The following is a 22,264-nucleotide window of genomic DNA, read 5'->3' on the forward strand; positions in this document are numbered from 1 at the left end:
CGGGCGTGACCGGATTTTCGCTGTCTACTTCTCGGCGGCCAAGGTGATCAGGTCGCTGACCACGCCGGGCATGGAGACGCTGACCGCGTGCGAGGCCGGGACCTCGACGGTGTGCGCGGAGGCGCGATCGGCCATGAACCGTTGGGCCGCGACCGGGATGTTCTTGTCCTCGGTGGTGAGCAGCGCGAACGCCGGGATGGTCTGCCACGCAGCGGCTTCGGCGGGCTGCTGCAAGGCGTCGAGGGCGACGGGCCGCTGGGTTGCGGCCATCAGCTCGGCGGCGGGGGCGGGCACATCCGCGGCGAACTGGGCGGGGAACTCGTCCTGCCGGATGTACAGCTCCGTGCCCGAATTACCGTCCGCGAGGGGGTAGTTCGCCGGACGGGTGGTCGGTCCGAGGGTGGATCCGGGGAACTTGTCGGTCAGTTCCAGCGCGCTCTCGCCCGCGGCCGGGATGAAGGCGGCGATGTAGACCAGCGCCTTGACATTCGGCTTGCCGGCCGCGGCTACGGTGATGACGCTGCCGCCGTAGGAATGGCCGACCAGCACGGTCGGGCCGTCGACGTCATCGAGGACCGAAGTGATGTAGGCGGCATCGCCGGCCAGGCCGCGCAGCGGGTTTGCCGCGGCAACGACCGAATAGCCTTGGGCGCGTAGCACTTCGACGACGCCGTTCCAGCTGGAGGAGTCGGCGAACGCGCCGTGCACCAGCACGATGGTGGGGGTGGTACTCACGAATGGTCCCTTTCTGGATTACGCGGGGTACAGGGCGGCGCGTAGCACCGCGACGGCCTGGGCGACAGCGGCTTTGGCGGCGTTGGTGTCGTGCATCGAGTTGACCATGACGAAGTCGTGGATGATGCCGCCGTAGCGCGCCGCGATCACCGGCACGCCCGCGGTGCGCAGCTTCGCCGCGAAAGCCTCACCCTCGTCCCGCAATACGTCGTTCTCGGCGGTGATCACCAGCGCGGGCGGCAGGCCGGACAGCTGCTCTGTGGTGGCCCGCAGCGGCGACGCGGTGATCTGCGCGCGATCCTCCGCGCTGGTGGTGTACTGATCCCAGAACCACTTCATGCCGTCGCGGGCCAGGAAGTAGCCCTCGGCGAACCGCTCATAGGAGCCGGTGTCGAAGTTGGCGTCGGTCACCGGGTAGAACAGCACCTGCTGGACGAACGAGACGTCGCCGCGCTCCTTGGCCATCAGCGTGAGCGCGATGGCCATGTTGCCGCCGACCGAGTCGCCCGCCACCGCGATGCGCGCCGGGTCGAGATTCTTCTCGGCGCCTTGGGTGGTGACCCACTGCGCGACGCGGTAGGACTGCTCGTTGGCCACCGGGTAGCGCACGTCCGGCGAGCGGTCGTACTCGGGGAACACCACCGCCGCGTGCGCGCCGACGGCGAGGCCACGCACCAGCCGGTCGTGGGTGTGCGCGTCGCCGAAAACCCAACCGGCGCCGTGGGTGTAGAGGATGACCGGCAGCGCCTCGGTGGCGCCCTGCGGCTTGACGATCCGCGCCCGCACCGAGCCGGTCGGGCCGCCCTCGATGGTGATCCACTCCTCGTCGATCTCCGGCTTGAAGATGGGGGAGTTCTGCACCGAATCGACCGCCTTGCGGCCCTCCTCCGGCGCCAGCTGGTAGAGGAACGGGGGCGTCGAGGTCGCGTCGACGAACTCCTGGGCGGCGGGCTCCAGCGCGACGCCGTGCGGGTTTCCGGTCATGGTCGTTCCTTTCGATAGGGGCGGAGAAACATTGCGGCACTGCTATTTTCGAGAGGTCAGGCCAGTTCGGCGAGCGCTTCGGTGATCACCGCGGCGACCTCATCAGGGTGGGTCTGCATCACGAGGTGCGGCGCGTCGAGCTCGACGACCGACCGCAGCGCGGCCCGCTGGTAGCCGAAGCGTTCGACGTCGGGATTGATGGTGCGGTCCGCACTGGAAACGATCCCCCAACCCGGCTTGGTCCGCCAGGCCGTCGCCGTGGCCGGTTCGCCGAACGCGGCCGCGGACAGCGGCCGCTGGGACACCGCGAGCACCTGTGCCCGCGTCCGGTCCAGGCCTGCCGCGAACACCTCGGGGAAGGCGGCGACATCGACCGAGACGTCGGTGCCGGGCTCGCCGTCGGCAACCGGATACGGCGCGTAGACGAGGTTGGCGGCCAGGTCGGAGTCCGGGAAACCGCCCTGCAATTGACCGAGGCTCTCGCCGATTTCCAGGACATAGCCCGAGACATAGACCAGGCCGACGACATTGTCGGCGACCCCGGCGACGGTGATCACCGCGCCGCCGTAGGAGTGACCGCACAGCAGAACCGGTCCATCGATCTGCTCGACGAACGACTTGATGTACGCCGCGTCCGCCGACAGGCTGCGATTGAACACCGGGGGCGCCACGACGCGGTGCCCCGCGGCGAGCAGCCGTTCGGTGACCGGGCCCCAACTGGACGCATCGGCGAACGCGCCGTGCACGAGAACAATGGTGGTCGCGGAAGACATAGTGTTCCTTTCTCGATCACGGGGGATCGATGGCGTTGTGCCACACTCATTTTCCGATGCGCAACCGCGCCGGCGCCCCTCCGCACGGGCCGCAAAAGCCCCCGATCAGGACACGGCGGCGGTCATCGGCTCGAACCCGACGCCGGTGGATCGGAAGCGCTGCTGGTACTTGCGCGGCGAGACACCGAGCCGGGCCACGAACGCCCGGCGCAACGCCTCGCTGCTGCCGTAGCCGGCGCGCATCGCGGCCTCGGTGACGCTGTGTCCCGCGTGCAGCAGGTCGCGGGCGACGCCGAAGCGGATGAACGCGACGTATTCGGCGGGGGAGCGTTCGAGTTCGGCGCGGAACAGCCTGGTCAGGTGCCGGACGCTGACCATGGCGTGCGCGGCCAGCGACTGGACGGTGTGCGGGAACGCGGGGTCCGCGCAGATCAGGTCGACCACCTTGCGCACGAGCGGGCTGCGCGGCACCGGCCCGCTCAGCGAGGCCGAGAATTGCGATTGCCCGCCCGCGCGCTGCATGTAGACCACGAGCAGCTGGGCGACCCGGCGGGCGGCGTCGGCACCGTAGTCCTCCTCGACCAGGGCCAGCGCCAGATCGACGCCGGCCGCGACTCCCGCTGAGCTGTACAGGTTTCCGTCGCGCACGAAGATCGCGTCGGCGTCGACCAGGATCGCCGGGTAGCGCCGCGCGAGGTCCGCGGTGAACTTCCAGTGCGTGGTCGCGCGACGGCCGTCGAAGAGGCCGAGTTCGGCCAGTACGAACGCGCCGCTGCAAATCGAGGCCAGCCTGCGGGTGTGCCAGGACAGGTGCCGGGCCGCGGCGATCAGCTCGGGCGTCACGAACTTCGCGGGCGGCAGTTCGCTGCCCGGGATGACCACGGTGTCGAAGCGTCCCGCGTCGGCGGCCGCGGCGCCCACCTCGATGCGCGCGCCGATCGAGGTCTGCACGTCGCGGCCGTCGGCCGAGACCAGCACCACCTCGTAGCCGGGCACGGTCTGGTTCGCCTCCACGAAAACCTCGGCCGGACCGACGAAGTCGAGCATCTTCACGCCGTCGAAGACCAGGATGCCTACCCGTCGGCGGGGTTGCTCGGTGGAGTTAGGGGCCATGTCAACCATTGTTGTGGAGTGACGGCTCCAGAAACAAGGGGTGTGGGTTATCTCGCACATCGGTTGGTACGGTGAGCGCATGGGACGGCCACGCCAGTTCGACGAATCGGGGCTGCTCGACGCCGCCACCGAGCTGTTCTGGTCACACGGGTTCGATGACACGTCCGTGGAGGACATCTCGCGCGCGACCGGCGTCGGCAACGGCAGCGTGTACGCCGCGTACGGCAGCAAACAGGGGTTGTTCCTGGCCGTCTTCGAACGCTACTGCGAGCGTCGCGCGCGGTTCGTGCGTGATGTCGTCACGGCCGCGCCGGGCTCGGCGCGGGCCGCGGTGCGTGCCTTGTTCCGGGCGATCATCGATGACTGTGCCGCACAACCGAATCGGCGCGGCTGCCTGATGATCAATAGCATCGCGCAGCTCGGCCCGCGGATCCCCGAGGTCGTGGACATCAGCACCCGGACCACCGCGGCAATGGAACAGGGCGTGGCCGAACGGCTTTATCCCGCAGCGCGGCTCGGCGGCGAGGTGGACGCGGCGGCGCTGTCGGCGCACAGCGCGAACATCGTCGTGGTGGCCCAGGGGCTGATCCAGTTGAGCCGCTTGGGCGTCGGGCGGACGCGGTTGGCCGAGATCGCCGATATCTCGAGTGCGGCGCTGCCACCGGCCTGGGCGGACAAAGTCGCCGGCTGAGCGCCTGTTCGACTACCGCAGCTTCGCGGCGATCGCGGCCATCAGGGCGCGTGAGCGCTCCGGCGTCTCGGCCTGCACCGCGACCTTGTCCATCACCTCGCGGTAGAGCTGGAGATCTTCCTTGCGATCCAGATACAGCGCACTGGTCAGGTGTTCCAGGTAGACGATGTCGGGCAGTTCCTGCTCGGCGAACCGGAGCATGGTGAACGAACTGCCCGCCGCCGCGTGTCCGCCGGCCGCGTACGGCAGCACCTGGATGGTCACGCCGGGCTTGTGCGAGACCTCGACGAGGTGCTCGATCTGCTCGCGCTGTACCGTCCGGCCGCCGATCGGCCGGTGCAGCACGGCCTCGTCCAGCACGGCCCACAACCGGGGCCCGTCGGGCAGATCGAGGATCTCCTGGCGTTTGGTGCGTAGCTCGACCCGCCGCGTCGCTTCGCCTTTCTCGCGACTGACGTCGATGACCGCGTGCGTGTAGTCCTCGGTTTGCAGTAACCCCGGAACCAGTTGGCCCTCGAATGTTCGGATCGTCTGCGCCGCGCCTTCCAGTCCGAGGTAGGTCTCGAACCAGGGTGGGAGCAGGTCGTTATAGCGGTGCCACCAGCCGGGCTCGTTGGCCTTACGGGCCAGGTCGAGGAACATCTCGCGCTGGTCCGGTTCGGTGACGCCGTACAGCGTCAGCAGATCGAGAATGTCGCGGTCCTTGTAACCGGTCCGCCCGAGTTCGAGCCGACTGATCTTGGCGTGCGAGCCACGGATGTAATCCCCGGCCGCGGCGGGCATGATGCCCTTCGCTTCACGAAGTTTGCGCAGTTGCCCGCCGACCGCGATGCGCAGGGCAGTCGGGCCGCGTTCGGCGACCCGCGCGTCGATCCCCCTGATCCGGACCGGTTCCGTGCTCATTCCTGCTACTCCGCTTCTCGAAGACCCTCGCCGGTGTCGCGCCCGTCGCTGTGACGAACCACACCGTGCCTCCCCTGATGGTATCGCTGGAACGGTCCAATTCAACCGAACTTGCACTTGAACGTGCAGATGTACCAACGGGCCTTACCGGCGTGCCGTAGGCCCGGGGCTCGATGGCCTTCGCCCCCGATTGTCCTGCGAAAATGAAACGTCCAGAGTACGAACGGGATTCGGTCGGACACCCGGCGATCCGACCGGCCGGGTCGAATCCGACTGGACGAACGCTTTTCTCCCCGACTATGCCGAAAGTCGCACGTGTCGAGGTCGGTGTGTCAGTCATCCGGCAGACGCGGCGGCGCTCGGCGGGCCCTAGGGTGAGCGAGTGGTCGACGAGCGGGTGGTGTTCTGGTTACGTCGGCGAACGTCGGTGGTGGATGCCGGGACGACGGCGATCCTGATGCTGGCGTGTGTGCTCTTCGGTGTGCTGGTGGGCGCCAGCGCGGTGTATTACGGGTTGACGGTGGCGGTGCTGTTGCCCTTGGTATTCCGGCGACGGTGGCCGGAAATGGCCGCGATGCTGGTGGCAGCCGCGACGCTGGTGCAATGGGTGACGGTGCGGAACACGACGGGTGCGCTGCTGGCCGACGTCGCGGTGCCGATCGTGGTCTACACGTTGGCCGCGCACAGTCGCCGGTCTTGGAGTCGGGGCGGGCTGATCGCGGGGCTGGGCGGTGCGGTGCTCGGCGGGTGGAGCTGGCCGCAGCTGTCGATGCCGGTGCTGGCGCACGTGCTGGTGGGTGCGTTCCTGGCCAGCACGGTGCTGGCCGCTTGGCTGGGCGGCGCCTGGCAGCGGGCGCGGCGCGGGGAGTTCCTGGCTATGGCCGAGCACGCGGCGCTGGTGGAACGCACGCGGGACGAGCGGACTCGGTTCGCGGTGCTGTCCGAGCGGACCCGGATCGCGCGGGATATCCACGATATTCTCGCGCATTCGCTGGCGGTGATCGTCGCCCAGGCCGACGGTGGGCGCTATGCGGCGCGCGCCGAACCGGAGGCGGCGGTCGGGGCGTTGGCGGCGATCGGTGAACACGGGCGGCGGGCGCTCGACGAGACGCGGCGGGCGATCGGGGTGCTGCGGGAGGAGGCCGACGGCGATGCGCAGCCGGTGCCCCGGGTCGGCATCGCTGATCTGACGCAGCTCGTCGACGAGGTCCGGGACGCGGGGCTGCCGGTGGATCTGGCCGTCGATCTGCCGTCCGGGCTGCTCGATTCGGGGGTGGGCCTGGTGGTCTACCGGATCGTGCAGGAAGGGCTGACGAACGTCGTGAAGCACGCCGGATCCGGTGTCCGCGCGGAGGTTTCGGTACGGCACCAGGACGAATGGTTGTGGGTCAGCGTCGGCGACGACGGCCGGGCCGAACGCGGCTCGGGTCATGGCGGATTCGGGTTGGTCGGCATGCGGGAGCGGGTCAGCGCCTACGGTGGTGACATCGAATTGCGGCCGCGGCCAGGCGGATCCGGGCACATTCTGGCGGCACGGATCCCGATGCCCGCCGAGGTGTAGCCGGTGATCACGGTGGTGCTGGTCGAGGATCAGGCGTTGGTGCGGGCCGGTTTTCGGATGGTCGTGGATTCGCAGCCGGACATGCGCGTCGTCGGTGAGGCGGGGGACGGGGTGACCGGCGTGGCCGAGGCGGTACGGGTCGCGCCGGATGTGGTCGTGATGGATGTGCAGATGCCGCGACTGGACGGGATCGAGGCCACTCGGCAGATCCTGGCGGTCGATCGCCCGCCGAAAGTGCTGGTGCTGACGACCTATGACCTCGACGACTACGCGATGGCCGCGGTGCGAGCGGGTGCCAGCGGTTTCCTGCTCAAAGACGCGCCGCCGGAGGACTTCTTGTCCGCGGTGCGGCATGTGCACGCGGGGGACGCGGTGCTGGCGGCATCGACCACGAGGCGGTTGATCGATCGGCTTGCGCCGCCGGTGAACCAGGCCGCACGGCAATTGGTGGCGTGCTTGACGGAACGGGAAACCGCTGTGCTGCACGAGATGGCGAGTGGCCTGTCGAACGCGGAGATCGCGGCCGCGTTGTCGGTGGGTGAGGGAACCGTGAAAACCCATGTGCGGCATATTCTGGCGAAGCTCGCGGTGCGGGACCGGGTGCAGGCGGTGATCCTCGCGCACGAGGCCGGGCTGCGGCAGCCCGGCGCTCGGTAGGTCAGCGCTGATCTCGTTGGCAGGTCGAGTCGTTGGCGGGTAGGGAGTCGTTCAGCAGGTACTGCTCGACCGCGTTGTCGACGCAGCCGCCTGCGTCGAAGAGATAGACACCGTGGCGGAACGCGCTTGCCAGGCTGACCGATCGGGAGCCGGAAAGTGCTTGGTGCATTGCTCGTTGGCCTGCGGCGGGAGCGACCGGATCGCCTGTGGCGCCGATGAGTAGGGCCGGGAGCGGGTTGTCGATCTCGGTGGCGGGTTCGGCGGGGGTGGTCGGCCACACTGCGCAGGGGGTGAGGTGGCGGGCCAGCGGGCCGAACAGCGGTTCGGTGTCCCGATGGCGCTCGATGTCGGCGAAGTAGTCCGCTGCCGGACGGGCGGGGCGGTCGGCGCACTGGTTGGCGACTGTTGCGCTGAAACCGAATTCGGGAACGGTGGCCGTGTCGGTATAGAGGGCCAGCTTGCTCGCCATGGCCGGCGTCGGTTCGGCTGCGTCGCGCAGGGCGCGCACCTGCCGGCCGAGTTCGGCATAGGACGTCTCGGAATCGTCCACGGTCAGCAGCAGACCCGGGATCATGTCGGCGGTGATCGTGAGCGCACCCAGCGTTATCGGGTGGGCGGCTGCCGCGCGGAAGATCTCGTCGACCGTGTGGAGAACGGTGTCTTGTGTTGTGCCCAAATCGAATTCGGCGTCATGATCGGACGCCCAGCGAGCCCAATCGGCCAACGCCGCCGCATCGGCCGGTGCCGTATCGCGGGTCAGGTCAGGGCCGGGGGCTCGCGGATCCAGCGCGCTGTCGAGCACGACCCGGTCGACGTGATCCCCGAACATCTGCATGTACACCGCGCCCAGATAGGTACCCCAGGACCAGCCGATATACGACAGTTTCGGCTCGCCGAGCAGTTTCCGGAGCAGGTCGGTATCTCGCGCGATGTTCCGCGTCGAAGCGTGCGGTAGCAGTGCACGGTTCGGCGCGCAGCGGTCGGCCAGCTCGCGTGCGGTGCCGACGGTCCGGTCGAAGTCCGCGCGGTTCGTCGGCGCGGACTGGGCGAGGCCGAGGTAGGTGCCTGTGGGCCAGCCACATTCGAGTGGCGTGCTGGCTCCGAAGAATCGCGGATCCATGCCGACCAAGTCGTAACGCTCCGCGAGGGCCGGTGCCGAATGGCCGCCTTCGGGGCCGTCGACAATCATCGTCACACCGTCGCGGGACGGCCCCGGTCCGCCGGTCTGGACCAGCAGCGTGCCCAGTTTCTGTGCGCTGTCCGTCGCCGCGCGGCGCGCGACGGCGATCGTGATGGTCTGTCCGGCGGGATCTGCGTAGTTCAGCGGTGCCTGGAACTCGCCGCACTGCGCGCCCGCAGCGGCCAAACGGTCGCCGACTTCGTCCTCCGCGCCGGTCCGGCAATCGTGCCAGGTAATCGATCGGTCCTGGATCCGGGTCGGTAGCGCGACGGCCGGTTCGTCCGGTATCGACGCGCAACCTGCCAGCGACAGGGCCAGCACGGCGGCGGCCGCACAATGGTCGGATCGGAATGTTCGCATGAAAGCCTCACAGACAGTGCGGCGTTCAGGACGCCGCGAGTTGATCGCCGACCCGCAGGCCGCGGGTGCTTTCCTGGACGGTACGGTGCGAAACCGCCGCTCAGCATCTACCTGGCGATCGACTTTCGCGCAATCCGGCTCGGCCGGAAGGAATACCTGTCGCACGAAGATTTATCCCGAAGTTTGTTCGGCATATGCCACTTGCGTCGATACTTGAATCAGCAAGAGGCGAAACATAACTCAATCCATGCCCCGCGCCAGCGGGTGCGCTCGGAAGGGATTTGTTCTTGATGCTAGGTAGAGCAGCCGTAGTCAGCGTGTGTGCAGCCGCCGCGATCCTGCTGTCGGTGCCACCCGCCGCCAACGCCTGGGGACCGCAGGGCCACAACACCACCGGCGCCATCGCGGACCTGCGTTTGAACCCGCCGGCCAGGGAAGAGGTCAACCGCCTGCTGGCGGGCGAGCCCAACCCCACGCTGGCCGGGGTGGCGAACTGGGCCGACGAGGTGCGCAACAACGATCCCGAGCTGGGGAAGATCTCGGCGCCGTGGCACTACGTCAACATCGCCGAGAACGGCTGCGTGTACGAGCCCGCGGTGAACGGCAACGACGGCCAGAACGTCATCGAGGCGTTGCGGCGGCAGACCGCGATACTCGCCGACCGGGCGCGTCCGGTGGCCGACCGCCGCCAGGCGCTGAAGTTCATCGTGCATTTCGTCGGTGACATCAATCAGCCGATGCACGCCGGGTACGCCCGCGACCGCGGCGGGAACGAGATCAAGCTCCAGTACCTGGGCCACAGCACCAACCTGCACTCGGTGTGGGACAGCGGCCTGCTGAACACCCGGCACGCGAGTGACGCCGAGGAATTGCAGCGGCTGCTGGCCCTGCCCGCACCCAATCTGCCGCCGGCGCAACCGGATACCGATCCCGTCCGCTGGGCCGAAGACAGCTGCCGGATCGCCCTGGAGCCCGGCGTCTACCCGGCCTCGAACACCATCGGCGAGGAGTACACCAACCAGTTCCTCCCGGTGGCCGAAGCCCAGCTCCGCCTCGCGGGCGAGTCGCTCGGGCAGCTGCTCAACGCGGTGCTCGGCACGCCGACCGGGTCCACCGGATCGGCTACCGGGTAGTCCCCGCTCAGAACTGATCAGCGAGAACGGGTCCGGTGTACATCAGCGTGTGGTTGCTGCCGTACACCCGGACGGTGAAGTGATCGAGGGTCTCGTCGTTCTCCCCGCGGCCGTCGCTCTCGAACACCAACGGCACCTGGTCGTCGGGTGTCGCGTAGGCGCGGCGCAGCTGGTTGAGCCTGCGCTCACTCGGCAGATCGACGGTCACCGCGAAGGTGTACGCCACGATATCGGCCGGGAAGACCGTGCCGTTCTCGCTGATCAATTCGAGTTTCGCCGCGCCGGGCGCGAGCACCCCGCACAACCCCGAGTCGATCACCGTCTTGACCGCGAAGGGACGCGCGGTGAAGTCGGCGCCGAGGCCGCCGCAGGCGAACGAGTCGAGGTGCCCCTCCTCGAAGATGAGCGTCGCGCCACTGCCGGAGTCGTGGCGGGCCATCAGGATCGACTGCGCGACGGCCGTGTGCGCCCCGATGCGCGCGCCGGGTCGCCACCCGGCGTGTGAAATCGACTGCACCGGTACGCCATTGACCTCCGCGGCCTGGTAGGCCTCGGCGAAGGCGCGGATCTCCACGGTCCAGTCGGTATCCACCGCGTCCGCCTGCCCGTCCCTGGCGGCCCGGAAGGCCCTGGTGAAGGTCTGGAGTTCGGCCATCAGTTGCGGATCGCGGCTGGCCTCCGCGGCCAGATCCGCCTCGTCGAGGCCGGCCTCGAGTTCCTTGGTCACCTGCGCCAATTCGGCTTCCGCGGCGAGGTATTCGTCGGCCACGGTATGCAACCGCGCCATGATCTCCTGGAATTGTGCTTTCGCTTCGAGCTGTGCTTGTTCTGCTGTGGTCACGACTTCGGCTTCCTTCGCGCACTCGACAACCGACCTCGCCAGCCTGGCACGCCGACCGCCGAACACTACTGCGGCGGCATCATCGGTCGATAAACGAATCGTAAGCGTGTTGCCGGGTGAAGTTGATTGCGCTGTGGCGGGGTGGGGCGGTGGTCGCGTAGCGGACCTGTCGATCGCCTGGCCGGCGGCGATTCGTGCAGGTCAGGTGCGAAGCGGCGGGGTAGTCAGTTGAGTCGCGCGCCCGAGTCCGCGGCGTGCACGGCGAGCCGGTGCAGGCGCCAGCAGTAGCGGAGTTCCTCGGTGTCGGTGAGCAGCGGCAGGACCTGATCGAGGTCGGCGATGCGTTTGCGGAGTATGCGCAGGAGTTCGTCGTCGAGGTGGCCGCCGTTGTCCTGCCAGGTGGATACGCAGCCCGCGATGGCCGCGTCGAGTAACACCATTTCGATGCCCGCCGGTTCCGCGCCGCGTAGTCGGTCGGGGAAAGTCGCGCGCAGGTGTTCCTCCCACAGCCGGTCCATGACAGCCTCGCGCTCACTGGTTTTACTCATGCGGCTCATTCTTGTCGATCGAAGGTGGATAGATCGGCAACGCCGGGCCCGTGTTGCCACGGGCCCGGCGTCGATGTCGGCAATTACTGCTTCTGGGTCACCACTGCGTAGAGGTCGTCCCATACTTTCGGCTTGGCCGGTGTCGGGGTCGCCGACCTCGGGGCGCGTTTTGCGTTGGCATCGAAGGTGGCGTCGGTCGGCTTGTAGGCCGGCTTGCCCTTATCGGTCAGCCAGGTCTTGAACAACGCGTTGGTGCTACGGCCGGTCACGGCGTTGGCCATATCGATGAAATCCGCGATCTTGGCGTTGCCGTACCGGGTTTTGGTCAGCCATTCCCGGATCAACCGATAGAAGACATCGTCGTCGTTGATCGCGCTGCGCAGGGCCTGGATGGCCAATGCGCCACGGGTGTACAACTCGGCGGGCAGCACGTCGGCCGGTCCCGGATCGGTCAGCACGACATTCCAATTGATGCGCGTCGAGGTCGCGTAGGCGTAGTCGGCGATTTCCGCCGCTGTGCCGGTGTCGTTCTTTTCCGACCAGAGATATTCCATGTAGCTGGCGAAGCCCTCGTTCAGCCAGCCGTCCTTCCAGGTGGCGACGGAGGTCGAGTCACCGAACCACTGGTGGGCATTCTCGTGCACGACCACCGAGTCGTTCTTGCCGCGGCGGAAGAAGCCGTCGGTGTAGGTGGGCCTGGTCTGGGTTTCCAGGGCGAAGCCGCCCATCCGCGCGTCCACGACGCCGCCGGTCGCCTCGTACGGGTACGGGATCAGCGCGCTGGAGAGCCAGTCGACGATCTCCGGGGTCCGCTCGATGCTGGCCTTGGCGTTGGCCCGAATGGTCGGGTCCAGGTCGCTCGCGTAGGCGTTCAGGTTCGGCCGTGCCGGGGTGCCCGCGTCCTGGCCGCTGCGCTCGTACTTGCCGATGGCGAGGAAGGTGGCATAGGTCATCTGCGGCGCCTTGCTCAGCCAGTTGTGCCGCTTCCAGCCCGGAATGGTCTGGGTGACACTGGTTTCGACGCCGTTGGACAGGACGTCGCGATCCTCTGGCGCGAGCACCGACACGGCGTAGGTCGCCTTGTCGGTCGGGTGGTCGTTGCTCGGGTACCACCATTCGGCGGAGAACGGCTCGTTGGAAATCAATGCGCCGCCCGCGTTTTCGATCCAGTTACGCGCGCCCGCCGCATTCTGTACCCGGGACGGGATGTCGTTGTAGGCGACCACGGTGGTGAATTCGGCGCCGGGCGCCAGATTCACCGGCACGGTCACGGACAGTTTGTCTTTGCCCAGGGTGTATTTGGCGGGCTTGTTCTGGATCAGCACCGACTGGGTCTGGAGCAGGAAGTCGAAACCGATCGCGGTACCGGCCTTCAAATCCTGTTTCGCCTTCGCGGTGATCGTCGTTGTGCCGGAAAGCCTTCCGGAGGACGGATCGAATTTCAGATCTATGCTGTAATTGGAGACATCGTATGCGGCGCTGCCGATATTCGGGAAATTGGGATCACCGATTCCGGTCAGGTTTGCCGCGGAGGCCGTGCCAACATTCGAAGCCAATGCTGCGACCACTAGCAGTGGAACAGCTCGTGCCGAGGTCGTGCGCAACAAGTGAAAACGTCTCATGGTATACGAACTCCAATGTGTCAGACACAGGGGTAATTTCGAGCAGATACCCAGAGAATCACAGTGGAGTACCCCTTCTCCAGTGGAGATCAACTGGGGATTTCGATCATGTGAGCCGGCATTCCGGAATGCCTCGGAAATTCTGAGCAGAATGCCTAGTTGTAGTGTCCGGTAAGAGCTTTCAGCTGTTCATTCGGGGTAAGTGGGGAGCCTGAGACGCTGACGTATGGAACTGAGCTTTTCGTCGATGGTTCGTCGACGGTCCGGCCGCTTGACTAGGAGTATGACAACAACGAAGAACGACACCATCCTGGTCACCGCGGGCACCGGCAAGGTGGGCCGTCGAGTGGCAGACCGCTTGGCCGCCAAGGGATTCCCGGTGCGGATCGGCTCCCGCTCGGCGCAGCTTCCGTTCGATTGGGAAGACCGGAGCACCTGGGGGCCGGTGCTCGACGGCGTGCGGGCGGCGTTCGTGATGTACACCCCGGATATCGGGGATCCCCTTGCGGGAGAGGCTATTCGGGCGTTCAGCGAGCTGGCCGTGGCCAATGGTGTGCGGCGGCTGGTGCTGCTGTCGGCTCGCGGCGAGGATCAGGCCGCGACCGCCGAGGCGGCGGTGCGGGAGAGCGGCGCCGAATGGACTGTGCTGCAAGCGGCTTGGTTCAACCAGAACTTCGACGAGGGTGTCTTCACCGATATGGTGCTGGCCGGTGCGGTCGCCTTCCCTGCGGGCCAGGTCCTGGAGCCGTTCGTCGATTCCGGTGACCTCGCGGACGTCGCGGCCATCGCGCTCATCGAGGACGGGCATGCGGGGCAGACCTACGAACTCACCGGTCCGCGGCTGCTGACCTTCGGCGACGCGGTGGCGGCGATCGCGAAGGAGAGCGGGCGCGATGTGCAGTACATCCCGGTCACCGGTGCGGAGTTCGGCGCGGTGCTGACCGCGGAGTTCGGGATGCCGGACGAGGAGGTGGCCGGGATGATCGACATCTTCGCCACGCTGTTGGACGGGCGCAATGCGCACGTGACCGACACCGTTCGTCAGCTGCTGGGGCGTGCGCCGATCGACTTCGCCGACTACGTGCGCGATGCGGTCGGCGCTTGGAAATAGCCGATGGAGCCGAAAGCGCAAGCCAGGTCTGATGTTTCAGACCTGGCTCGCGGGCCGGAATCAGGCGAACGTCACCTGCGCGGTGACGGCGAGGGTGGACAGGCCGTTGGTGCGACAGCCCTGGTTGGGCGTCGCGCTGCGCGCCGAGACGGTGATCGCGTCGCCCTTCAGCTGGCCGCCGGTGACGGTGGCGCTGAACGCCAGGCCGGTGATCGGGTCGGGGGAGATCCGCCAGTCGAAGGTGCTGTCGCCGCCGGATATCCAGCCGATCGTGCCGTTGCCCTTCGCGGTGACCAGCAACCCGCACGGGTTGAAGCCGCCGGCCGTGGCGGTCGCCGCGCCGGTGCCGGTGAGCTTGCCGGCCCGCAGGTCGGCGTGCTGGCCGTTGCGCGAGGCGCAGCCGCCGAGGTCGCCGGTGACCGACACGTTCGCGTTGCCGCCGGCCCGCAGCGGCGGCTCCAGGGTCAGGTTGAGCGTCGCCGAGCAACTCAGGTCACCGTCGGCGGCCTGGGCCGGAGCCGCAGGCAGGATCGCCAGGGCCACGGCGAGGGGTGCCGTCGCGGCCATCATCGTCAGGATTCGAATGCGTCGTGCCATCTTCGTACCTCCTACTACTGTGCTGTTTGCACGCTGCTTCAGGGGACGAGCAAGCCGCCGGCGGAATGTGTCTCCGCCGAAAGCGCCATCACCCTACGATTTCGGCCGCGTCAAGACCCGAAATCCATTGGCCCCCACTGCGTGACGTGCGAAAACGAGCAACTGGGGAATCCGCCGTCTGCGCCGTCGACCGGCCCCGGCACTGGATACACGACGACGACCCCGGCGCTGTGGCCGAGGTCGTCGCGGAGTTGCTGGCGGAGTCCGGGGGTCAGACCGGGACGCCGCCGTAGGTTCTGCGGTGTTTGGCTTCGAGGAAGGACAGCACTCCGAAGGCCATGAGGCCGAGGGAGATCAGGATGAGCAGCCACGGGCCGAACGGCTTTCCGACGAAATCGCGGAGCACGGCATCGATCCCCTTGGCCTCGGCGGGGTCGTAGTTCAGGCCCGCGACCACCGCGGCGATGCCGATGCTGATGACGATCGCGCCGCGGGCGAGATAGCCGATGCGGCCGAGCCAGATGACGGCCTCGCGGGCGCCGTGGGTCATCCAGCCCATGCGCAGGTCGTCGACGAACTGGAGGCTGAGACCGAGGATGGTCTGCCAGATGCCGAAGGCGATGATGGCCAGGCCGATCACCAGCACGACCACCTGGCCGCCGTCCCAGCTCAGGATGCGGGCGGTCAGGTCGCGGGCGATGGCGTCGCTCGGCTTCGGCGTGCGGCCGTGCACCACGTACCGGAAGGTGCCCAAAAAGGCCAGGGCATAGACGATTCCGGAGATGATCGCGTAGAAGCGATGCCCGCCCGAGTAGGTCCTGCGCGCGCTGGCGATCTGGGTGACCCGCCAGACGACCAAGGCGGCGAAGCCGAACAGCAGGATCCAGAGCAGTAGGTAGCCAAGGGGTTTGGTGGCGATGGCGGCCAGTGCGCCGCCGCCGTCCGGTTCATGTTCGGCGGTGCCGATGGCCAGCATGAAACCGATGATGCCGATGGTGATGTAGGCGATGCCGCGGGCGATGAAACCGAATCGTGCGGCCGTTTCCACGCCGCTCGACGTGGTGGACCTACGCCGGCGATAGTCGCTGGCCCGCCGGCCCCAGCCGGACCGTCGGCGGCCGCTACGCACGGTGCCGACTCGATCGCGTCGTCGATATCTATTGGTGTTCCGGAAGATACTCATGGTTGTTCCTCATCTCTTCAACGGGCGTAATGCCCACTTCCCGCCGATTGACACCACGCGTTTCGGGCCGAGATCCGGTGTGGGGCGGGCGGAGTCGGCCGAGGCCGGGTGCGGGGACCAACTGGCGAGCCGAACTCGACTGGGGAGGCCGATCGCCGCTCGAACAGCGCTGATCGGAAGCGGTTGTGACGCAGGCCATACCGCGATCGACCGACCTGGGGGGAAATTGATCGGACGAATCGCCTACGGTTTATCTCGTTATGAATCTCTCTGCGACAGTCGTGCACCTGGTTGCCAGGTTGCATGTGGATCTCGGTCGGCTGGCCACACAGCTGTGTTGCTGACGCGCGCTCAGCTCACCGGATCCCCTGATTGTCTTGGATGGTTCTCTTGTCTTCACCTAGTTCGCGCAGCCGTGCCCTGAATCCGGCGCGCTGGTCGTTCGGCGTCCAGATCCTGCTCGGTTTGGTCGTCGGTATCGCGGCGGGCTTCATCGCCCGCAACACCGGCTCCGCCTGGCTCACCAGCACATTGACCCAGGTCGGCGGCATCTTCGTGCAGCTGCTGAAGCTCGCGGTGCCGCCGCTGGTGTTCACCGCGGTCCTGGTGAGCGTCGCCGGACTGCGGCACGTCACCAATGCCGCGCGGCTCGCCGGTCGCACTCTGCTGTGGTTCCTGGGGACCGCGTTGGTCGCGGTGGCGGTCGGGATCGTGCTCGGTCTCATCACCAACCCGGGCCGCGGCGTCGAACTGACCCTGGTCGGCGCGAAGACGCCGGACTCGAAGGGCGGCTGGACCGACTTCCTCACCGGCATCATCCCGACGAACGTGGTCGGCGCGTTCACCAATGGCAATGTGCTGCAACTGGTGTTCCTCGGCGCGGTGCTCGGTGTCGCCGCGCTGAAACTCGGTGACCGCGCGAAACCCTTTCTGACGCTGGCCGAATCGGTGCTGGAGCTGGTGCAGAAGGCGCTGTGGTGGGTGATCCGGCTCGCGCCCATCGGCACCGCGGGTCTCATCGGCAAGGCGATCGCCAGCTATGGCTGGAATCTGTTGCGGCCGTTGGCGACCTTCACCATCGCGGTCTACCTGGGCTGCCTCATCGTGATGGTCGTCGTGTACCCGATCCTGCTGCGCGTCGTCGGCGGCGTGAACCCGATCCGGTTCTACGCAAAGGCCTGGCCCGCAGTCGAATTGGCCTTCGTGTCGCGTTCGTCGATCGGCACCATGCCGCTGACCCAGCGAATGGTCACCGAAAGGCTCGGCGTCCCAAGCGAATACGCGTCCTTCGCGGTCCCGTTCGGCGCGACCACCAAGATGGACGGCTGCGCCGCCGTCTACCCCGCCCTGGCCGCCATCTTCGTCGCCCAGATCACCGGAACCCAGCTCGACCTCCGCGACTACCTGCTCATCGCGTTCGTCTCCGTGGTCGGCTCCGCGGCGACCGCCGGCCTCACCGGCGCGATCGTCATGCTCACCCTGACCCTCTCTACCCTCGGCCTCCCGCTGGCCGGCGCGGGCCTGCTCCTCGCCATCGACCCGATCCTCGACATGATCCGCACCGCAACGAATGTCGCCGGTCAGATGGTGGTCCCGGTCCTGGTCGCAAAACGCGAAGGCATCCTCGACCAGGAGATCTTCGACGCTCCCTCCGCACCGTTGACCGCCCCCGAACCGGAGCCGGAACGAGAAGAGGAAGAGGTTCCCGTGGCCGCGTGACGAGGCCGGTAGTACGGCGGCCTGTCGCCGGTGCGCTCAGCTGGTGGGGGTGAGCCGTACTACCGGGATCTGCCGGCCGTTGTCGGCCTCGAAATCGGCCAGAAACGGGGTCTCCGTCAGTTGCCGTTCCCATAACCGTTGTCGCTCAGGGCCTTCGACGAAGGTGGCGACCACCGGCACGATGTCGGGGCCGACCTCGACGGTCGCCGCCGGGTGCGCGCGGAGGTTGTAGTACCAGCCAGGTCGTTTCGGGCGTCCGCTGTTGGCGGCGAACACGACCAACTGGTCGCCGTCGCGCAGATAGGTCATCGGCCACGTCCGGGACCGGCCGCTGCGAACGCCGATCGTGGTCAGCAGCAGCAGATTCCGGCCCGCCCACGGTCCGCTGACCTGCCCGCCGTTCGCCCTGAACTCGGCGATGATCTCGCGAAGCAGCTGCCGTCGCTGCTCATCCTGCATCCGGTCTCCCATTGCTCGAGCGCACAACCTCATTGTGCGCGGAAAGACCGACTTGGCGAAGTAGTTGAGCCTCTGACCTCGTGAGTTGGCAGGTGTTGTCTGATTGGCCGTGGTCGCGGTGGGTATTGCGAGCCGACGACGGAAGGAATCTGCCATGTCACGTGCGAAGGACGAGGACGAGCCCAAGGGTGGGCGGCCGGGGCCTACCGATCAAGGGGGTGAGGGTGGGATGGCGACTCGTGAGGTGGAGGCTGAGCAGGGTGCTGACGGTGATCGGGAGTCGTCGGAGTGAATTGATCAGCCTGCTTGGCGGGTGGTGGGGTCGGTGGGGTGGTACGAGCGGGCGATCAGGGCGGATCGCAGGTACCAGAGGCCGGAGGGTTGGGACGGGTCGAAACCGGTGAGTTGGCCGATGCGCTTGAGCCGGTAGTCGACGGTGTTGGTGTGCACGTGCAGGGCGCGGGCGGTGCGCTGGCGGTTGAGGTTGTTGCTGATGTGCATTTGCAGGGTTTCGAGTAGCTCGGTGTGCTCGTCCAGGGGAGTGAGGACGGCGCCGAGGTATTCGCGGCCGGGGCCGGGGCGGGTGAGCTGGTATTCGAGGGCGAGTTCGTCGAAGCGGTACAGGCCGGTGACGCAATGCAGGCGGTGCACCATGTCGAGGAGTTCGTGCGCCTGATCGACGGCGCCGGGGATCTGTTCGGGGGTGGCTTGCACGAAGGTGGCGGTGATGCCGACCTGCGCGGCTTGGGACAGGCCCTCGATGAGCGCGTCGAGTTGCTCGTCGGGGTGCTGATCGGCGGGCAGCAGGATGGTGCCGCCGTCGATGCTGAGCAGGGACAGGGCGTTGCCGCCGCAGCGGGCGGCCAGTTCGGCCTGGGTGCGGCGTAGCTTGCGGCGCGCGACCACCTGCGTGTTCAGGGCGGGGTTGCGTTCGTCGCGGTGGCGCGGAATCGACACGGCGAGAACGGCATACGACTCGGCGATGGCGATGCCGCACTCGCGGGCCATCGTCGAGGTCGGCCGCCCGCCGAGCAGTGCGGAGGTGAGCGTGTGGACCGCCGTGTGGTGCTCGCTGACCGCGGCGCGCAACTCGCGGAAGTACGCGCGGGAGATGGCGGAGGTCAGCGTGTGCAGGATTTCGATGTTCATTTTGGAGCCGTCGACGAAATTGTCGAGGTCCTTGACGGTCAGGTTCGACACGACGAGGTCCATGCCCATCTGGAAACCGGCGTGAATGGCGTTGTGGATCGCGTCGATCGGCACGCCCTCGCGCGCCCAGCCGGCCGCGGCCTCCTCGAGCTGCTCGACCTTCGCCGGAATGTTCTGCCCGTCCAGCATGCTGGCGGCGAGTTCGAGGCACACCCGGGTGATCGTGGTGACGTCGCCGTAGATCGCCTCGCCGGGCAGCGTCCCGCACGGCACCACGTTCTCGACGAAGTGACCGACCATTTGCCGGGACAGCGCCCGCACGTCGCGCAACGGGGTGGACATCGGTTTCCCGGAGATCGTCAGATTCGGCCGGATCGGACTGTCGACAGCCATGACAACTCCTTTGTCAGCATTAGCTATGTAGCAGGTTCACACTAACTGCGGCGTTCTGGTCTGCGGCGTTTACCAGCCAAGTTGTGAGAACAGGAGGGTGCGGCGGGCCGGTAGCTGTGATTGGTCACAGCGGGGAGGTGCGTGGGCGGACCGGGTCGGTTAGTATAAGTAAAAACTTATACAAGGAGGAGGTTGTCATGCCCCTGCTCACCGACCCCGCGGCTATCGCCGGGCTTGTCGTTCGTGAGGTGCGCACCGGCTCGCGCGACGGAGCGCCGACCCGGATCGTGATCGCGCGCCGCACCTACGCCACCGATCAGGTCGATCTGTGGGACGCGCTGACCAATGCCGAGCGGATACCGCGCTGGTTTCTGCCGGTCAGCGGCGAATTGACGGTCGGCGGGCGGTATCAGACCGAGGGCAACGCGGGTGGCGTCGTGGAGGAGTGCGACGAGCCGCGGCGGTTCGCCATCACCTGGGAGATGGGACCGCAGGTGTCGTGGGTGACGGTCACACTGACCGTCGATGCCGAGAACACTGTGCTGGAGCTGGCGCATGAGGCGCACATCGTGCCCGAGTTCTGGGACCAGTACGGTCCCGGCGCGGTCGGTGTCGGTTGGGACCTCGGCTTGATGGCGCTCGGCCTGCATCTGGCGAGCGGCGCGGCGGTGGACCCGGCCGAGGGGATGACCTTTCCGACGACGCCCGAAGGACTGGTGTTCGTCGAGGTGGCGGCGCGGGGCTGGGCGGATGCGGCGGTCGACGACGGCGATGATTCGGCCGCGGCGCACGAGTCCGCGCAGCGAACGATCACGTTCTACACGGTCGAGCCCGAGGCCAGTCCAGAGTCCTGATGACGGGTTCGGCGGAGAAGATCTTCGAGGCGCTCGGTGATCCCGTGCGTCGGTATATCCTCGAGCTGGTGGCGGGTGGCGAGGCGGCCGCGGGCACGGTTGTTGCTGCGGTGCAGCGGTATACGCGGATCTCGCAGCCCGGGGTATCGCAGCATCTCAAAGTGCTGCGGGATGCCGGGTTGGTGAGTGTTCGGGCGGAGGGGACGCGGCGGTTCTATGCGCTCGATGCCGACGGGGTGGCGGCGGCGCAGTCTTGGCTGGCTCATCTGGTCGATCCGTTGGCGCAGTTCGCGCAACCACTGGATGCGCTTGCCACCGAGGTTGCGCGCGGTCGGCGGGCGCGGAAGACGGAGCCTGGTCCGGTTGCGGGGGAGTCGTCCGATCGGGATGTCCGGCCTGCGTAGTGGATGGGCCCCGAATTCCGTTGCGGACGGGCGGTTTTGCGTGACGCCGGGGGCTCGTCGATGTGGTGGGCGTTGCCGCATCGACGGCCCTCGGCTCCGGCCGTCCGCGGTGTTCGTGTTGGCTGGTGGGTGTGAGATCGAAGTGGGTTCGGGATGGGGTCACTCTGCTGGCGTGGTTGGCCGTGCTGGCGGGAGTCGTCGGGGTCGGGTTGCACTTCAGTCGGTCGGAGTCTCGGATATTGGTGCTGGCCGCTTCGGGTGCGCCGTATCTGATGGCCGGTGGGCTGGTCGGGGCGGTGGCGTTTCTGGTCATGCGGCGGTGGGTCGGTGCCGGGGTGGCGATCGTTGTCGTGGCCGGCGCGGTGTGGACGCAGGCTCCGCTGTACTTCAGTAGCTCTGGCGATGATGGCGGGCCTTCGGTGAAGGCGATGCAGGCCAATCTGTTGTTCGACGGTGCTGACCCGCGGGCGTTGGTGGATGAGGTGCGGGCGCGGAACATCGCGGTGCTCACGGTCAATGAGCTGACACCCGCGGCGGTCGAAGGTCTCGGTAAGGCGGGGCTCGATCAGGTGCTGCCGCATCGGTATCTGTCGCCGGGGCGAACCGCGACCGGGACCGGGATCTGGAGCAGCTATCCGTTGTCCGAAACCGTCGAGTACGACGGGTTCGTGCTGAATCAGCTGTCGGCGACGGCGACGATTCCGGGGATCGGGCCGGTCGCGATCTATGCGTTCCATCCGGTGCCGCCGGTGTACGGCACATCCGTCTGGGCTGACGAATTGTCCCGTCTGCGGGGGATTCTCGATCGGTCGCCGACGGATCGGCCGGTGCTCGTCGGCGGCGATTTGAATGCGACCTATGACCACGCGCAGTTCCGCAGGATGCTCTCGGGGCGGTTCGGTGATGCTGCGGATCAGGCGGGTGCCGGACACCTGGTCACCTACCCGACCGACAAGAGTTTCCCGCCTGTGGTCGGTATCGACCATTTCCTCGTCGCCGGGGGTCGGGCGGTCGAGGTGGAGACAGTAGGCATGCCTGGTGCCGATCATCGCGCGCTGGTTGCGCGCATCCTGCTGGACCGTCCACGACCGTCGAATCCTTGATGCTTACTGCCGAACTCGGGAATTGGCGGCCCCCTGGTGCCGAGCAGAGCTTCGGGTGCATTGATGGTGCTGAGCTGGGCTTGAGTTGGTGGCTGGTGTTGAGCTGGGCTCGGGTTGGTGGCTGGTGTCGAGCTGGGCTCGAGTTCGTCGCCGGTGTCGAGCGTGCTGCACCGCAATCGCAGTGCCGAGAA

The 22,264-nt window shown here is 67.3% G+C and carries 23 protein-coding genes; 11 read left to right on the plus strand and 12 right to left on the minus strand.

The features are described from left to right. Positions 1–24: 24 nt before the first annotated feature. The 4 genes from AB0M22_RS28060 to AB0M22_RS28075 all read right to left on the minus strand — a co-directional run bounded on the left by AB0M22_RS28060 (position 25) and on the right by AB0M22_RS28075 (position 3,605). Positions 25–735 carry an alpha/beta hydrolase gene (locus tag AB0M22_RS28060; RefSeq protein ID WP_364732929.1) on the minus strand — a complete coding sequence of 237 codons (711 nt, stop codon included), beginning with the start codon at positions 733–735 and terminating at the stop codon, positions 25–27. Positions 736–753: 18 nt separating this feature from the next. Next, a complete protein-coding gene (locus tag AB0M22_RS28065) occupies positions 754–1,719 on the minus strand; it encodes an alpha/beta hydrolase (protein ID WP_364732932.1) in 966 nt (321 codons plus the stop codon). Positions 1,720–1,775: 56 nt separating this feature from the next. Then, positions 1,776–2,492 carry an alpha/beta hydrolase gene (locus tag AB0M22_RS28070; RefSeq protein WP_364732934.1) on the minus strand — a complete coding sequence of 239 codons (717 nt, stop codon included), beginning with the start codon at positions 2,490–2,492 and terminating at the stop codon, positions 1,776–1,778. A gap of 105 nt (positions 2,493–2,597) precedes the next feature. Continuing rightward, positions 2,598–3,605 carry a GlxA family transcriptional regulator gene (locus AB0M22_RS28075; RefSeq protein WP_364732937.1) on the minus strand — a complete coding sequence of 336 codons (1,008 nt, stop codon included), beginning with the start codon at positions 3,603–3,605 and terminating at the stop codon, positions 2,598–2,600. Positions 3,606–3,684: 79 nt separating this feature from the next. On the opposite strand from AB0M22_RS28075, the gene AB0M22_RS28080 reads away from it, so the two are divergent. Continuing rightward, entirely contained in the window at positions 3,685–4,296 is a 612-nt protein-coding gene (locus AB0M22_RS28080) for a TetR/AcrR family transcriptional regulator (RefSeq protein WP_364732940.1), read from the plus strand. 12 nt (positions 4,297–4,308) lie between these two features. Here AB0M22_RS28080 and AB0M22_RS28085 read toward each other — a convergent pair whose 3' ends face one another. Next, positions 4,309–5,199 (minus strand): helix-turn-helix transcriptional regulator, encoded by an 891-nt coding sequence (locus tag AB0M22_RS28085; RefSeq protein ID WP_364732943.1) that lies wholly within the window; start codon positions 5,197–5,199, stop codon positions 4,309–4,311. Positions 5,200–5,581: 382 nt separating this feature from the next. On the opposite strand from AB0M22_RS28085, the gene AB0M22_RS28090 reads away from it, so the two are divergent. Together AB0M22_RS28090 and AB0M22_RS28095 are read left to right on the plus strand one after the other, a co-directional pair. Further along, on the plus strand, positions 5,582–6,760 hold the full coding sequence (locus tag AB0M22_RS28090) for a histidine kinase (RefSeq protein ID WP_364732945.1): 1,179 nt from the start codon (positions 5,582–5,584) through the stop codon (positions 6,758–6,760). Positions 6,761–6,763: 3 nt separating this feature from the next. Continuing rightward, complete coding sequence (locus AB0M22_RS28095; RefSeq protein ID WP_364732947.1) at positions 6,764–7,417, plus strand: response regulator transcription factor; 654 nt, start codon at positions 6,764–6,766, stop codon at positions 7,415–7,417. Position 7,418: 1 nt separating this feature from the next. Here AB0M22_RS28095 and AB0M22_RS28100 read toward each other — a convergent pair whose 3' ends face one another. Next, complete coding sequence (locus AB0M22_RS28100) at positions 7,419–8,957, minus strand: alpha/beta hydrolase (protein WP_364732949.1); 1,539 nt, start codon at positions 8,955–8,957, stop codon at positions 7,419–7,421. Between the two features lie 290 nt (positions 8,958–9,247). Between AB0M22_RS28100 and AB0M22_RS28105 the strand changes: the two genes are divergently transcribed. Further along, positions 9,248–10,090, plus strand: coding sequence for a S1/P1 nuclease (locus AB0M22_RS28105; RefSeq protein WP_364732952.1), 843 nt, complete (start codon positions 9,248–9,250; stop codon positions 10,088–10,090). Between the two features lie 7 nt (positions 10,091–10,097). Here AB0M22_RS28105 and AB0M22_RS28110 read toward each other — a convergent pair whose 3' ends face one another. Further along, entirely contained in the window at positions 10,098–10,931 is an 834-nt protein-coding gene (locus AB0M22_RS28110; RefSeq protein ID WP_364732955.1) for a hypothetical protein, read from the minus strand. 269 nt (positions 10,932–11,200) lie between these two features. Here AB0M22_RS28110 and AB0M22_RS28115 point away from each other — a divergent pair, with 269 nt between their 5' ends. Next, positions 11,201–11,365, plus strand: a complete 165-nt coding sequence (locus AB0M22_RS28115; RefSeq protein ID WP_364732958.1) for a hypothetical protein — start codon at positions 11,201–11,203, stop codon at positions 11,363–11,365. A 197-nt stretch (positions 11,366–11,562) separates the two neighbouring features. Here the strand turns inward: AB0M22_RS28115 and AB0M22_RS28120 are convergent, their stop codons facing one another. Further along, positions 11,563–13,035 (minus strand): M1 family metallopeptidase, encoded by a 1,473-nt coding sequence (locus AB0M22_RS28120; RefSeq protein WP_364732960.1) that lies wholly within the window; start codon positions 13,033–13,035, stop codon positions 11,563–11,565. A gap of 349 nt (positions 13,036–13,384) precedes the next feature. Here AB0M22_RS28120 and AB0M22_RS28125 point away from each other — a divergent pair, with 349 nt between their 5' ends. Further along, positions 13,385–14,212, plus strand: a complete 828-nt coding sequence (locus AB0M22_RS28125; RefSeq protein ID WP_364732963.1) for an NmrA family transcriptional regulator — start codon at positions 13,385–13,387, stop codon at positions 14,210–14,212. Positions 14,213–14,272: 60 nt separating this feature from the next. Here the strand turns inward: AB0M22_RS28125 and AB0M22_RS28130 are convergent, their stop codons facing one another. Then, on the minus strand, positions 14,273–14,809 hold the full coding sequence (locus tag AB0M22_RS28130) for a hypothetical protein (protein WP_364732966.1): 537 nt from the start codon (positions 14,807–14,809) through the stop codon (positions 14,273–14,275). A gap of 271 nt (positions 14,810–15,080) precedes the next feature. Continuing rightward, positions 15,081–15,992: a DUF1206 domain-containing protein gene (locus AB0M22_RS28135; protein WP_364732969.1), complete on the minus strand. Its 912-nt coding sequence runs from the start codon at positions 15,990–15,992 to the stop codon at positions 15,081–15,083. A 381-nt stretch (positions 15,993–16,373) separates the two neighbouring features. Between AB0M22_RS28135 and AB0M22_RS28140 the strand changes: the two genes are divergently transcribed. Then, positions 16,374–17,711: a dicarboxylate/amino acid:cation symporter gene (locus tag AB0M22_RS28140; RefSeq protein WP_364732971.1), complete on the plus strand. Its 1,338-nt coding sequence runs from the start codon at positions 16,374–16,376 to the stop codon at positions 17,709–17,711. Between the two features lie 36 nt (positions 17,712–17,747). On the opposite strand, the gene AB0M22_RS28145 is transcribed toward AB0M22_RS28140, so the two are convergent. Beyond that, positions 17,748–18,170: a nitroreductase family deazaflavin-dependent oxidoreductase gene (locus tag AB0M22_RS28145; protein WP_364732973.1), complete on the minus strand. Its 423-nt coding sequence runs from the start codon at positions 18,168–18,170 to the stop codon at positions 17,748–17,750. Positions 18,171–18,324: 154 nt separating this feature from the next. On the opposite strand from AB0M22_RS28145, the gene AB0M22_RS28150 reads away from it, so the two are divergent. Beyond that, positions 18,325–18,462, plus strand: a complete 138-nt coding sequence (locus AB0M22_RS28150) for a hypothetical protein (protein ID WP_364732976.1) — start codon at positions 18,325–18,327, stop codon at positions 18,460–18,462. 5 nt (positions 18,463–18,467) lie between these two features. Here the strand turns inward: AB0M22_RS28150 and AB0M22_RS28155 are convergent, their stop codons facing one another. Further along, positions 18,468–19,712 (minus strand): helix-turn-helix domain-containing protein, encoded by a 1,245-nt coding sequence (locus tag AB0M22_RS28155; RefSeq protein ID WP_364732979.1) that lies wholly within the window; start codon positions 19,710–19,712, stop codon positions 18,468–18,470. 197 nt (positions 19,713–19,909) lie between these two features. Here AB0M22_RS28155 and AB0M22_RS28160 point away from each other — a divergent pair, with 197 nt between their 5' ends. From AB0M22_RS28160 to AB0M22_RS28170, 3 genes are all read left to right on the plus strand, one after another. Beyond that, the gene (locus AB0M22_RS28160; RefSeq protein WP_364732981.1) at positions 19,910–20,566 is read left to right on the plus strand and encodes an SRPBCC family protein; all 657 of its coding nucleotides are present in this window, start codon (positions 19,910–19,912) and stop codon (positions 20,564–20,566) included. Beyond that, positions 20,566–20,970, plus strand: a complete 405-nt coding sequence (locus AB0M22_RS28165; RefSeq protein ID WP_364732984.1) for a metalloregulator ArsR/SmtB family transcription factor — start codon at positions 20,566–20,568, stop codon at positions 20,968–20,970. Before AB0M22_RS28160 ends, AB0M22_RS28165 begins: the two co-directional genes overlap by 1 nt. A 131-nt stretch (positions 20,971–21,101) precedes the next feature. Continuing rightward, on the plus strand, positions 21,102–22,073 hold the full coding sequence (locus AB0M22_RS28170) for an endonuclease/exonuclease/phosphatase family protein (protein WP_364732986.1): 972 nt from the start codon (positions 21,102–21,104) through the stop codon (positions 22,071–22,073). The last annotated feature ends 191 nt before the right edge of the window (positions 22,074–22,264 follow it).

Origin of the sequence: Nocardia sp. NPDC051756 (genome assembly GCF_040681495.1) — a bacterium.
Classification (GTDB): domain Bacteria; phylum Actinomycetota; class Actinomycetes; order Mycobacteriales; family Mycobacteriaceae; genus Nocardia.

Excerpts from the sequence above, each read along its gene's own strand:
- AB0M22_RS28065 (WP_364732932.1), bottom strand. The coding sequence starts at position 1,719 with ATGACCGGAAACCCGCACGGCGTCGCGCTGGAGCCCGCCGCCCAGGAG.
- AB0M22_RS28070 (WP_364732934.1), bottom strand. The coding sequence starts at position 2,492 with ATGTCTTCCGCGACCACCATTGTTCTCGTGCACGGCGCGTTCGCCGAT.
- AB0M22_RS28075 (WP_364732937.1), bottom strand. The coding sequence starts at position 3,605 with ATGGCCCCTAACTCCACCGAGCAACCCCGCCGACGGGTAGGCATCCTG.
- AB0M22_RS28080 (WP_364732940.1), top strand. The coding sequence starts at position 3,685 with ATGGGACGGCCACGCCAGTTCGACGAATCGGGGCTGCTCGACGCCGCC.
- AB0M22_RS28085 (WP_364732943.1), bottom strand. The coding sequence starts at position 5,199 with ATGAGCACGGAACCGGTCCGGATCAGGGGGATCGACGCGCGGGTCGCC.
- AB0M22_RS28100 (WP_364732949.1), bottom strand. The coding sequence starts at position 8,957 with ATGCGAACATTCCGATCCGACCATTGTGCGGCCGCCGCCGTGCTGGCC.
- AB0M22_RS28105 (WP_364732952.1), top strand. The coding sequence starts at position 9,248 with ATGCTAGGTAGAGCAGCCGTAGTCAGCGTGTGTGCAGCCGCCGCGATC.
- AB0M22_RS28125 (WP_364732963.1), top strand. The coding sequence starts at position 13,385 with ATGACAACAACGAAGAACGACACCATCCTGGTCACCGCGGGCACCGGC.
- AB0M22_RS28130 (WP_364732966.1), bottom strand. The coding sequence starts at position 14,809 with ATGGCACGACGCATTCGAATCCTGACGATGATGGCCGCGACGGCACCC.
- AB0M22_RS28135 (WP_364732969.1), bottom strand. The coding sequence starts at position 15,992 with ATGAGTATCTTCCGGAACACCAATAGATATCGACGACGCGATCGAGTC.
- AB0M22_RS28140 (WP_364732971.1), top strand. The coding sequence starts at position 16,374 with ATGGTTCTCTTGTCTTCACCTAGTTCGCGCAGCCGTGCCCTGAATCCG.
- AB0M22_RS28145 (WP_364732973.1), bottom strand. The coding sequence starts at position 18,170 with ATGCAGGATGAGCAGCGACGGCAGCTGCTTCGCGAGATCATCGCCGAG.
- AB0M22_RS28150 (WP_364732976.1), top strand. The coding sequence starts at position 18,325 with ATGTCACGTGCGAAGGACGAGGACGAGCCCAAGGGTGGGCGGCCGGGG.
- AB0M22_RS28155 (WP_364732979.1), bottom strand. The coding sequence starts at position 19,712 with ATGGCTGTCGACAGTCCGATCCGGCCGAATCTGACGATCTCCGGGAAA.
- AB0M22_RS28160 (WP_364732981.1), top strand. The coding sequence starts at position 19,910 with ATGCCCCTGCTCACCGACCCCGCGGCTATCGCCGGGCTTGTCGTTCGT.
- AB0M22_RS28165 (WP_364732984.1), top strand. The coding sequence starts at position 20,566 with ATGACGGGTTCGGCGGAGAAGATCTTCGAGGCGCTCGGTGATCCCGTG.